The 10,941-nt window shown below is 39.1% G+C and carries 11 protein-coding genes, 2 tRNA genes and 1 rRNA gene; 3 read left to right on the top strand and 11 right to left on the bottom strand.

Annotated elements, in window-relative coordinates; translation table 11 throughout:
* Nucleotides 1-459: 459 nt before the first annotated feature.
* Both groL and groES read right to left on the bottom strand, forming a co-directional pair.
* Nucleotides 460-2,094, bottom strand: coding sequence for a chaperonin GroEL (gene groL, locus PZE06_RS17770; protein WP_095312959.1), 1,635 nt, complete (start codon nucleotides 2,092-2,094; stop codon nucleotides 460-462).
* Nucleotides 2,095-2,149: 55 nt separating this feature from the next.
* A complete protein-coding gene (gene groES / locus PZE06_RS17775; protein WP_095312961.1) occupies nucleotides 2,150-2,437 on the bottom strand; it encodes a co-chaperone GroES in 288 nt (95 codons plus the stop codon).
* A gap of 339 nt (nucleotides 2,438-2,776) precedes the next feature.
* Between groES and PZE06_RS17780 the strand changes: the two genes are divergently transcribed.
* Nucleotides 2,777-3,514, top strand: coding sequence for a CPBP family intramembrane glutamic endopeptidase (locus tag PZE06_RS17780; protein WP_150917212.1), 738 nt, complete (start codon nucleotides 2,777-2,779; stop codon nucleotides 3,512-3,514).
* Nucleotides 3,511-3,720, top strand: coding sequence for a YdiK family protein (locus tag PZE06_RS17785; RefSeq protein WP_095312965.1), 210 nt, complete (start codon nucleotides 3,511-3,513; stop codon nucleotides 3,718-3,720). Before PZE06_RS17780 ends, PZE06_RS17785 begins: the two co-directional genes overlap by 4 nt.
* 57 nt (nucleotides 3,721-3,777) lie before the next feature.
* Here PZE06_RS17785 and PZE06_RS17790 read toward each other — a convergent pair whose 3' ends face one another.
* Together PZE06_RS17790 and moaC are read right to left on the bottom strand one after the other, a co-directional pair.
* Nucleotides 3,778-4,431 (bottom strand): redox-sensing transcriptional repressor Rex, encoded by a 654-nt coding sequence (locus tag PZE06_RS17790; protein WP_150917214.1) that lies wholly within the window; start codon nucleotides 4,429-4,431, stop codon nucleotides 3,778-3,780.
* A 46-nt stretch (nucleotides 4,432-4,477) separates the two neighbouring features.
* Nucleotides 4,478-4,972 carry a cyclic pyranopterin monophosphate synthase MoaC gene (moaC, locus tag PZE06_RS17795; RefSeq protein WP_150917216.1) on the bottom strand — a complete coding sequence of 165 codons (495 nt, stop codon included), beginning with the start codon at nucleotides 4,970-4,972 and terminating at the stop codon, nucleotides 4,478-4,480.
* Nucleotides 4,973-5,169: 197 nt separating this feature from the next.
* Here moaC and PZE06_RS17800 point away from each other — a divergent pair, with 197 nt between their 5' ends.
* On the top strand, nucleotides 5,170-7,092 hold the full coding sequence (locus PZE06_RS17800; RefSeq protein ID WP_150917218.1) for an ABC-F family ATP-binding cassette domain-containing protein: 1,923 nt from the start codon (nucleotides 5,170-5,172) through the stop codon (nucleotides 7,090-7,092).
* 209 nt (nucleotides 7,093-7,301) lie between these two features.
* Here PZE06_RS17800 and tsaD read toward each other — a convergent pair whose 3' ends face one another.
* The 7 genes from tsaD to rrf all read right to left on the bottom strand — a co-directional run bounded on the left by tsaD (nucleotide 7,302) and on the right by rrf (nucleotide 10,771).
* Nucleotides 7,302-8,324, bottom strand: a complete 1,023-nt coding sequence (gene tsaD, locus PZE06_RS17805; protein ID WP_150917220.1) for a tRNA (adenosine(37)-N6)-threonylcarbamoyltransferase complex transferase subunit TsaD — start codon at nucleotides 8,322-8,324, stop codon at nucleotides 7,302-7,304.
* Entirely contained in the window at nucleotides 8,324-8,773 is a 450-nt protein-coding gene (gene rimI / locus PZE06_RS17810) for a ribosomal protein S18-alanine N-acetyltransferase (RefSeq protein ID WP_150917222.1), read from the bottom strand. Before rimI ends, tsaD begins: the two co-directional genes overlap by 1 nt.
* A 13-nt stretch (nucleotides 8,774-8,786) precedes the next feature.
* Nucleotides 8,787-9,494, bottom strand: a complete 708-nt coding sequence (gene tsaB, locus PZE06_RS17815) for a tRNA (adenosine(37)-N6)-threonylcarbamoyltransferase complex dimerization subunit type 1 TsaB (protein ID WP_150917224.1) — start codon at nucleotides 9,492-9,494, stop codon at nucleotides 8,787-8,789.
* Nucleotides 9,491-9,946 (bottom strand): tRNA (adenosine(37)-N6)-threonylcarbamoyltransferase complex ATPase subunit type 1 TsaE, encoded by a 456-nt coding sequence (gene tsaE / locus PZE06_RS17820; RefSeq protein WP_150917226.1) that lies wholly within the window; start codon nucleotides 9,944-9,946, stop codon nucleotides 9,491-9,493. The genes tsaB and tsaE overlap by 4 nt, the downstream gene beginning before the upstream one ends.
* A 328-nt stretch (nucleotides 9,947-10,274) precedes the next feature.
* A tRNA-Asp gene (locus tag PZE06_RS17825) sits at nucleotides 10,275-10,351 on the bottom strand.
* 105 nt (nucleotides 10,352-10,456) lie between these two features.
* Nucleotides 10,457-10,530: transfer RNA gene (locus PZE06_RS17830), tRNA-Met, on the bottom strand.
* A 124-nt stretch (nucleotides 10,531-10,654) separates the two neighbouring features.
* A 5S ribosomal RNA gene (rrf, locus tag PZE06_RS17835) occupies nucleotides 10,655-10,771 on the bottom strand.
* Nucleotides 10,772-10,941: the final 170 nt, after the last annotated feature.

Genomic DNA, 10,941 nt, shown 5'->3' on the forward strand with positions numbered 1-10,941 from the left:
CCTAATGAAAAGGGAGGAATACATGCGTCTATTTATTTCACTTTCATAGACATCAACTTCCTCGCTAATAGACAGTTAAGAAATCCTGCGAATCAACAATGTCCACATCTTAGTAATAGCCATACGGTTTAAGACCAGAGAGCAATTTTCTACAAGTTCTACCCGAACATAAAAGGAAGAAGCGAAAATATCCCCAAAAATAAAAAAAGAAGCCTCTCAAAAGTTCAATGAACTAATGAGAAGCCTCCGTTAAAAACCTCAATGTTAGCAAAATGTTAACTTTTCACTCTTATCTTACATAAAATCCTTATATATCAGGGTTTGGTGACATAATGTCTAGCTGCAACGGCTAGCCCCTCGAGGTCATAAGCCACTCTAGGAATGAAGGCAAAGAGCGCCTTCTTTCCTAGATCGTCATATGCTTGTCGGGGCTGAACAAGCCGTTTCCGCTTTTCGTTATTACATCATGCCGCCCATTCCACCCATGCCGCCCATGTCAGGCATTGCAGCGCCGCCAGCGTTTTCTTCTGGCTTGTCAGCGACAACTGCTTCTGTTGTTAAGAACATAGCAGCGACTGAACCTGCGTTTTGAAGTGCAGAACGAGTAACTTTCGTTGGGTCCACGATACCAGCGTCGATCATGTTTACCCATTCGTTTGTTGCAGCGTTGAAGCCAACTCCGATTTCTTCGTGCTTTAAGCGCTCAACAACGACAGATCCTTCAAGACCAGCGTTTGCAGCGATTGTGCGAACTGGTTCTTCGATGGCACGAAGGACGATGTTAACACCTGTTTGCTCATCGCCTTCTGCTTGAATAGCAGCGACTTTATTGTATACATTAAGTAGGGCAACGCCACCACCAGATACAATACCTTCTTCAACTGCAGCGCGAGTTGAGTTTAATGCATCTTCAATGCGAAGCTTGCGCTCTTTAAGCTCAGTTTCTGTTGCAGCACCCACTTTAACAACTGCTACTCCACCAGCTAATTTAGCAAGACGCTCTTGTAATTTTTCACGGTCAAATTCAGAAGTTGTTTCTTCCATTTGAGCACGGATTTGTGCAACGCGTGAAGAGATTTGCGCTGAATCTCCAGCACCTTCCACGATTGTTGTATTTTCTTTTGTAACGACAACTTTAGCTGCACGTCCAAGATGCTCAATTGTTGTAGATTTAAGCTCTAATCCTAGATCCTCTGTGATGACAGAACCACCAGTTAGGATAGCGATATCTTCAAGCATTGCTTTACGACGGTCACCAAATCCTGGAGCTTTTACCGCTACAGCATTGAATGTACCACGTAGCTTATTCAATACTAATGTTGGAAGAGCTTCACCTTCAACATCTTCAGCAATTAATAATAATGGCTTGCCTTGTTGAACTACTTGCTCAAGCACTGGTAAAATTTCTTGGATGTTGCTGATTTTCTTATCAGTAATTAAGATATATGGATTTTCTAGAACTGCTTCCATTTTGTCTGAGTCTGTTACCATGTATGGAGATGCATATCCACGATCGAATTGCATACCTTCTACTACATCAAGTTCTGTCGTAAATCCTTTAGACTCTTCAATTGTGATAACGCCATCGTTACCAACGCGCTCCATTGCTTCTGCGATTAGTTTCCCTACTTCTTCGTCAGCAGCAGAAATCGCAGCAACTTGAGCGATTGCTTCTTTGTTTTCAACTGGCTTAGAAATAGCATTTAATTCTTCAACTGCAGTAGCAACAGCCTTTTCAATACCTTTACGGATAACCATTGGGTTAGCACCCGCAGTTACGTTCTTTAAGCCTTCACGAATCATCGCTTGTGCAAGTACTGTAGCTGTAGTTGTTCCGTCCCCAGCAACATCATTCGTCTTGCTTGCAACTTCAGCAACTAGCTTTGCTCCCATGTTTTCAAAAGCATCTTCTAATTCGATTTCTTTTGCAATGGTTACACCGTCATTTGTAATTAACGGAGATCCGTATTTTTTCTCAAGAACCACGTTACGACCTTTTGGTCCAAGGGTTACTTTCACTGCATCTGCAAGAGCATCTACACCACGTAGCATCGCGCGGCGAGCATCTTCACTGAATTTAATCTCTTTTGCCATTTGAAAAAACCTCCTTAAATAATGTTTATATTAAAACAGCCATAATTTTAAAATCTTATTCGCCGACAACAGCTAAGATGTCATTTTCACGTAAAATTAAATACTCTTGACCTTGATACTTCACTTCTGTACCAGAGTATTTTGAGAAGATAATGCGATCACCTACTGAAACTTCAAGAGCTACACGCTCACCGTTGTCTAGTACACGACCAGTACCAACAGCTACAATTTTTCCTTCTTGAGGCTTTTCTTTAGCTGAATCTGGTAAAACGATACCGCTTGCAGTTTTTTCTTCCGTTTCAACAAGCTCAATAACAATGCGATCACCTAATGGCTTTAACAAGTGAAACAACCTCCTCAATAAATATTATGTAATATTTATTAGCACTCGCACACTTTGAGTGCTAACACAATTAATATATTAATGAATTCTCTTTTTTTTTGCAAGTATCATGCACGATTTTTTAAAAAAATTAACACAAATTTTTACATGAATTTTTAGATCGTACTGCGCCTCATTTCCTGCCGGCTCTTTCTTGCATATAACCTTTCAAAGTATGTACTACTTTTGAAAAAATATCCATCGACAAATATTTTAAGGCAACTATTTGTACGTTTAGCAATTTTATTAGTAGAATGGTTTTAGTGCATCATTAGTTATGTTTAAAAGGGGAATCATAATTTGAAAAAGGAATATTGGTACATTTTAATCATTTACATTACGATGCAACTTTCAACTTTTTTAGGAGTGCCAGCTTTAACATTTGGCGGCGTGTTAATTGGATATAGTATAGAGGAGATGGCTGTCTACGCTGTCGTTATTTGGATTGTCTTCAGCTTTTCCGTAGCCTTGCTCGCGACTTTATTCCTTTTGCGTAAAGAAATGAAGCAACCAAGCTTGGATCGAGAGACTGCTTCTGTTTCAGCCTCAATTGTTTGGGCGATCGCTGGCGTATTTCTCGCGTTATTTGCTCAAGGGTTAGCTGCCAATATTGAAAGTTGGTTAGGAATAGATATGGGCTCTGAAAATACACAGCAAATCCTCTCTTTGATTGAATCCTTTCCAGTTGTTGTCATTGTCAGTTCTGTTATTGGACCCATTCTGGAAGAAATCGTTTTTCGTAAAATTATTTTCGGCTCACTTTATAAGCGGCTGAACTTTTTTCTCTCAGCCATAATAAGCTCTGTTATTTTTGCCTTAGCCCATGCAGAAATCGAACATTTATTGCTGTACTCGGCAATGGGCTTTACCTTTGCTTTTCTCTATATTAAAACAAAACGAATTATTGTTCCAATCATCGCTCATGTTGCCATGAACACCTTTGTTGTTCTCGTGCAATCTGTTTTTAAAGAAGATATTGAACGAATGCTACGAGAAGCAGAATCTATTCAGAGATTCATTGGAGGTCTTTTTCTATGATACGAACACCTTTGTTCTCAGGTATCCTTTATATTGTTCTTGGACTTTTATTTACCTATTTTGCCGTCCAGGATGTACAGCGTAATGGCGAATGGGGAATTTTCACCTATTTATTCGTCATTTTAGCTACCTTTGATTTCGGAAGTGGGATTCGAATGGTTCTCTTTCACTTCAAAGTAAAAGCCATTCAAAAAGATAAAAAATAAACAGCATAAAAAAGGCATGAACTTAGTTATACCGAGTTCATGCCTTTTGTCATAAAATTATTCCTCTTCCTCATCTACTCCATAATGCTTAAGGAAATACACCAATGATTGAAGCTCCACAGCCAGATCAATATGGTGAACTCTTGTTGTCGCTGGTACAGTTAGTCTTGCTGGTGTAAAATTAAGGATTCCCTTAACATTAGCTGCTACGAGTCGGTCTGTAATCGTTTGGGCAAATGGAGCTGGTACCGTTAAAATTGCTACTGTAATGCCCATTTCTGTAATTATTTTTTCAAGCTCGTCCATATGATGAATAGGAACATCCCCGATCGTTGTACCGATCTTCGCCTCTTCAACATCAAAGCCAACAGCAATTTTTGTATTATTATTTTTCAAGAAATTATAATGAAGCAGCGCAGTACCTAGATTTCCGACACCAATCAACGCAACTTTTGTTAACTCATCTTGATCAAGGGTCTTACGAAAAAAGGTTAGCAAATAATTAACATTATAACCATAGCCTTTTTTTCCTAAAGCACCGAAATAGGAGAAATCTCTCCGGATTGTTGCTGAATCTACCTTCACCGCTTCACTTAGCTCAGCAGAGGAAACCCTCTGTTTTCCTGAAGAATGTAAATTCTTTAAAAAGCGATAATATAACGGTAGTCTCTTTGCCGTTGCTTGAGGTATTTTCACTGTATCGTTACTCATTTTATTTCCCCCACCCCTATATAGTCCTTTTTTAACGAGTTAAACCTTATTTTACTTCTTCTTCCCTTTTAAAATCGCCGTTTTTACCACCAGTCTTTTCCACTAAATACGTTTGACCAATAACCATGCCTTTATCAACTGCCTTACACATATCATACACTGTGAGCGCACAAACCGAAGCTGCTGTTAACGCTTCCATTTCTACTCCCGTATTTCCTTTTGTCTTAACAGATGCAGCAATTTTTAACTCATAATTCTCATCCTTTATTGCCCACTTGAATGAAATATTCACTCCTGTCAATGGAAGTGGATGACACATTGGTATAATATCCGCTGTTTTCTTACAAGCCATAATACCTGCTACTTGAGCAACTGCAAGTACATCCCCTTTTTTATTTTGCTGCTGGGTAATTTGCTCGTAAATTTGTTTATTTACTGTAATACTAGAGTTAGCAATTGCCGTTCTTACGGTTTCCTTCTTATCGCTAACATCAACCATTTTTGCTCTGCCTTCTTCATTAAAATGGGTAAACTCTGCCATTATCAAACACCTCACTTCAAATGATACACTATTTTGTGATCTTTGTGAAAATATTGTTATTATCTTCACAATAAATTTCTCTTTTATGAGGAAAAAACGTATCTCTTCATAATGAAGAATGCCAGGAAAAATCTTCTTTAATTGCTGTTCTTAAGGTTCTACGTTACACTATTCCTAGACATATTGAGGTGAAACCAATGATACTATTACAAGTAAATCAACTATCAAAATCATATGGGGCTGACCCCATCTTAACGAATATAAAACTAGAGGTACAAACAAAGGATCGGATTGCACTCGTTGGACGAAATGGCGCTGGAAAATCGACACTCCTAAAAATTATCGCTGGACAGCTGTCTTATGAAAGTGGCGAGATTATTAAACCGAAGGGTGTCGAGATTGGATATTTAGCGCAAACAACCGGACTGGAATCGAATTATTCCATTTGGGATGAAATGTTGACGGTATTCCAGCATTTAAAATTACAGGAACGATCGCTGAGACAATTAGAAGAAAAAATGGCTGATCCGGCTGTCTTTAATCATTCAACAGAGTATGAAAAAATCTTAAAAGAGTATGATCAACTGCAAGTATCCTACAAAGAAAACGGCGGCTATCAATACGAAGCAGATATTCGCTCTGTTTTGCATGGATTAAATTTCCATTCTATTGATTACTCAACAAAGATTTCGAGTTTGAGCGGCGGGCAAAAAACAAGACTTGCCTTAGGAAAGCTATTGTTAACGAAGCCTGATATTTTAATTCTTGACGAACCGACAAACCATCTTGATATCGATACTCTTTCATGGTTGGAAAACTACTTACAGGGCTATTCTGGTGCTATTCTTATCGTTTCCCATGATCGCTACTTCTTAGATAAAGTCGTGAACCAAGTGTATGAAATTTCGCGTTTAAACATCACAAGATATACAGGGAATTATAGTGCCTATCTAGAACAAAAGGCATTGAACTACGAGCGCGAGATGAAACAATATGAGAAACAGCAGGAAGAAATCGCTAAACTTCAAGACTTTATCCAACGTAACTTAGCACGCGCTTCCACAACTAAAAGGGCGCAGAGTCGCAGAAAACAATTAGAACGAATGCAAGTGTTGGACAGGCCTCTTGGTGATGAAAAATCAGCCTCATTTGGCTTTGACATCGAAAGACAAAGTGGAAATGACGTATTAAAAGTAGACTCTTTAGCAATCGGTTACGACAGTGAAAAAATTAGTGAAGGGCTCTCCTTTCGCCTCACAAGGGGAGACAGTATTGCCCTTGTTGGCCCAAATGGAATTGGCAAATCCACTCTATTAAAAACAATTATCGGTCGATTACCCCAACTGGCTGGTGATATTCACTTTGGTTCAAACGTAACTATCGGCTATTATGATCAGGAGCAGGCTGAATTAACATCCAATAAAAGGGTTTTAAATGAATTGTGGGACGACTATCCTTTAATGAACGAAAAGGATATTCGCACAGTATTAGGGAATTTTCTTTTCTCTGGAGATGATGTATTAAAAACTGTCTCAACTTTAAGTGGTGGTGAAAAAGCGCGACTAGCTTTAGCCAAACTAATGATGAAAAAGGCTAATTTTCTTATTTTAGATGAACCGACAAACCATCTTGATTTAGACAGCAAAGAAGTATTGGAAAACTCTTTAATTGATTACCCTGGAACCATTTTATTTGTATCACACGATCGCTATTTTATTAATCGGATTGCGACAAAAGTATTGGAGCTTAGCCCCCATTCCGCAACCGAATTTCTCGGTGACTATGATTATTTTGTCGAGAAAAAACTCGAGTTTGAAGAGTTAAAAGCATTGGAACAAAAAATGATATCAACAGCCGATCGACAAATAAAGCAAGAAAAGACAAGTTATCAACAGGATAAGGAAGCCAAAAAAATAGAACGGCAACGAAAAAGAAGAATTGAAGAGATTGAACAGCTGATTGAGGAGCTCGAAGGAAAGATTGAAAAAAATGAACAATTGTTGTGTGAGCCCGACATTTTTCAAGATCACGAGAGAGTCTTAAACCTTACGACTGAAACAGAGCAGGCAAAAGAACAGTTAGAGCACCTCCTTGAAGAATGGACTGAATTGGCAGAATAATTTTCAGAAATGAAGCACCGGGATAGCAACACTATCCCGGTTTTTATTTTCCACATAATTGTCCACATTTCAAACCTTTATATTAATGCCTTCCACAAACTTTTCCACATTATCCACAAAAAATCATCTATTTATCCACATTTTCCACAAGGAATAAGGTCTTATCCACAAAAATAACCCGATTACTCGGGCTATTCTCACTATCGTATTTATTGGTTGTGACTCGTAATATCTAACCCTGGATTAGCATTTAAATCAAGCTTTGCACGTTGCCCTTTAGCATAAAAAATACTTCCTGCTGCAGCAATCATAGCTGCATTATCTGTGCACAAGTACAAAGGCGGAATCACAAGTTCCACTTTTTCTGTGGAAAACGTTGCTTCTAACCTTGTTCTAAGCCCTTTATTCGCTGCAACGCCTCCAGCCAACAATACTTGTTTAACATTATATTCCCTTGTTGCTTTTAATGTTTTCGTAACTAACACATCAATGACACTTTCTTGAAAGCTAGCGGCTAGATTTTCAGGAATTAGCTTCTCTCCACGTTGTTCAGCATTGTGGACAGTGTTGATAACTGCCGATTTTAATCCGCTGAAACTAAAATCATACGAATCCTCTTCCAGCCATGCTCTCGGCAATGGAATCGTCGCCTCTCCAGCCTGTGCCATTTTATCAATATGTGGCCCACCTGGATATGGGAGGTTTAGCGTTCTTGCAACCTTATCATAAGCTTCTCCAGCAGCGTCATCCCTTGTTTCCCCAATTACTTCAAAATGGCCATGCTCCTTCATATATACTAGTTCAGTATGTCCACCAGAGACCACTAGTGCTAATAGCGGAAATTTCATTTCTGCCACAATTCGGTTAGCATATATATGACCAGCAATATGATGTACGGGAACTAACGGTATTCCATGTGCAAACGCTAAAGCCTTCGCAGCATTAACACCAATTAGCAATGCCCCAACAAGTCCAGGCCCTTCTGTTACAGCAATTGCATCCATGTCCTTAAACTCTAAATTAGCCTTTGTTAGCGCCTCTTCCAATACAATCGTCAATTGTTCAACATGGTGCCTCGATGCAATTTCAGGAACAACTCCCCCAAAGCGCTTATGGCTGTCAATTTGTGACGCAACGACATTCGCGATGATTTCTCGACCATTTTTTATAATCGCTACAGCGGTCTCATCACAGCTTGTCTCAATTCCCATAATATATTGTTCTTTTTTCATTACAAATTCACCCACATTACTAATGCATCTTCATGATTATCGGTATAATAGCTTTTTCGGATTCCTCCATTTTGAAAGCCAAGTTTGCGATAGAGAGATTGGGCAATATGATTGGACACTCTTACTTCTAATGTCATTGTCTTCGCACCCTTTTCCTTCGCAATCTCCATTACTTTTTTTAATAGAGCTTCCCCTAATTTTTTACCGCGATACTTCGGCAGTACCGCAATATTGGTAATATGTGCCTCATCAACAATAATCCATACCCCACAGTATCCAAAAACTCCATCCTCATCCTCTAAAACCGTATATAATGCAAATCGATTTTTCGTTAATTCATTTACAAACGATTCTCGGCTCCAAGGACTGGTAAAGGACTCATTTTCTATGAACACAATTTGATCGATATCCTTCTCTTCCATCTCACGAAATGTCAGTTGTTTAGTCATTTCTCTCTCTTCCTTAGTTAGAGTTCTTTGCTTTGTTCGCTTCGATCCATTTAGCTTCCGCTTCTGCCAGTCGAATATAGTTCGGGACAAAGGAATGAATATCAACGCCATTTCTATCCATACCGAGAAAGGCTAGCTCTGCAGGCCGTGGATTTTGCTCGGTAATTTCAGCAAATTGAGCCTTCTCCCCCATTATTTCTGCAATTACACCTTGATGCAAAGGCAGGTCATTCCCTACAAAAAGAATTGGTTCTGAAGAAGAACACAACTGCTCCGCCCAGTCTCGCGATTGAAGAATTTGGTCGCCTTCTACCGTTTCTAACTTTCCTTTTTTATATTGATACAGACCTGTATAAATTTGTCCACGTCTCCCATCAAAAAGAGGTGAGACCGCTCCCGAAAAGTATCTTCCAACAGCGGCTGCTAGTATTTCTAAGCTAGACACTCCAACGAGTGGAATATTTAATGTCCAAGCTAACGTCTTTGCAATTGTCACACCTATTCTTACACCTGTATAGGAGCCGGGGCCTTGGGCAACCACAATTTTGTTAATATCTTTTGCAGTAAGATCGCAATCTCTTAATAATGTTTCAATTGAAGGCATCACACGAATGGAATGATTCTTCTTTACATTCGTTATATATTCTCCAATTACCTTCTCTTCATCGATGACGGCAATTCCTAAAGCGTAATTCGATGTATCAATGGCTAAAACCTTCATATTCCTAACTCCTTACATAATTCCTCATAACGGGCACCCTGTGGCATCAACGTGATTAACCTTGTATCATTGACCCCATGCCTTAAACGAATCATTAACTTTTCTTTTGGGAGCTGCTCTTCAATTAGATGGGCCCATTCGACGACGGTCACGCCATCACCTTCAAAATATTCATCAAAGCCTAAATCTTCATCAGAATCCTCTAATCGATAAACATCCATATGATACAGTGGAAGATCTCCATTATACTCTTTAATAATTGTAAATGTTGGACTATTGACCGTTTTCTTAATGTGCAACCCTTCAGCTAATCCCTTTGTAAAAGTGGTTTTACCCGCACCTAAATCCCCTTCTAAGGTAATGACATCCTGGGGCTTTAATAGAGCAGCTAAACGTTTTGCCAACTCCATTGTTTCCGCAGGATTTTTCGAAGTAATGGTATATTCATTCATATTCATTTATCACCTAAATCTATTTAAAATATAAATATCTTTGTTTTTATATTATCGCACTAAATTTTATATGTTGTTTGAACATCGCATTAAAATATCTTACTTTCTCAAATACATGAACTGAATTCAATTGTAAATAACAGTGCTGATCACAAATACAACAGATATGAAAAAACCTTAGGACTTCTGCTCCTAAGGATGTTTTTAAGTACTTGCATAATAAGTACCTTTCCTCTATCTGTAGTTTACCTTAAACCACAAGAATGAGCAAAAACATGCGTATGCGCATAAAAAAAAACGAAACTAAGTTTCGTTTTACACTCATAAATGGCGGTCCGGACGGGACTCGAACCCGCGACCTCCTGCGTGACAGGCAGGCATTCTAACCAACTGAACTACCGGACCTAAGCTTTTTCGACGTTAGGAGAAAATAGCTTTCCTTTGTCTTTTTGGACGTAGGAGAAAATAGCTTTCCTTACTTCTTCAAGTCTTACTTAATTGAAAAGTCGATTGCGGAGGCAGGATTTGAACCTGCGACCTTCGGGTTATGAGCCCGACGAGCTACCAGACTGCTCCACCCCGCGATAATAATATTAAGCTAGAATAGCTTATGCTTCTAGCATGGTAAAGGACTGTTCCGATTTCAGTTAGTACTTCTAAGAAGACGCCTAATCGGTATGATTCGCAATTCTTTAATTAAGATGTTTTGCCCGGCAGCGTCCTACTCTCACAAGGGGACAGCCCCTAACTACCATCGGCGCTGAGAAGCTTAACTTCCGTGTTCGGTATGGGAACGGGTGTGACCTTCTCGCTATCGCCACCGGACTATTGGATTAAAGGTGATGAAACTTAGTTGCTTACGCAAAAAGCTTTGTACCTTCAAAACTAGATAATGGATGAAGAAGAGAAATTACAGAGAATCTTATCAAGCGGATTTTTTCCACTTTTATTTGGTTAAGTCCTCGAACGATTAGTATCAGTCAGCTCCACATGTC

Origin of the sequence: Robertmurraya sp. DFI.2.37, assembly GCF_029211245.1 — a bacterium.
In the GTDB taxonomy this organism is placed as follows: domain Bacteria; phylum Bacillota; class Bacilli; order Bacillales; family Cytobacillaceae; genus Robertmurraya; species Robertmurraya methanolica_A.

Excerpts from the sequence above, each read along its gene's own strand:
- groL (WP_095312959.1), bottom strand. The coding sequence starts at position 2,094 with ATGGCAAAAGAGATTAAATTCAGTGAAGATGCTCGCCGCGCGATGCTA.
- PZE06_RS17785 (WP_095312965.1), top strand. The coding sequence starts at position 3,511 with ATGATACGAACACCTTTGTTCTCAGGTATCCTTTATATTGTTCTTGGA.
- PZE06_RS17790 (WP_150917214.1), bottom strand. The coding sequence starts at position 4,431 with ATGAGTAACGATACAGTGAAAATACCTCAAGCAACGGCAAAGAGACTA.
- moaC (WP_150917216.1), bottom strand. The coding sequence starts at position 4,972 with ATGGCAGAGTTTACCCATTTTAATGAAGAAGGCAGAGCAAAAATGGTT.
- PZE06_RS17800 (WP_150917218.1), top strand. The coding sequence starts at position 5,170 with ATGATACTATTACAAGTAAATCAACTATCAAAATCATATGGGGCTGAC.
- tsaD (WP_150917220.1), bottom strand. The coding sequence starts at position 8,324 with ATGAAAAAAGAACAATATATTATGGGAATTGAGACAAGCTGTGATGAG.
- rimI (WP_150917222.1), bottom strand. The coding sequence starts at position 8,773 with ATGACTAAACAACTGACATTTCGTGAGATGGAAGAGAAGGATATCGAT.
- tsaB (WP_150917224.1), bottom strand. The coding sequence starts at position 9,494 with ATGAAGGTTTTAGCCATTGATACATCGAATTACGCTTTAGGAATTGCC.
- tsaE (WP_150917226.1), bottom strand. The coding sequence starts at position 9,946 with ATGAATGAATATACCATTACTTCGAAAAATCCTGCGGAAACAATGGAG.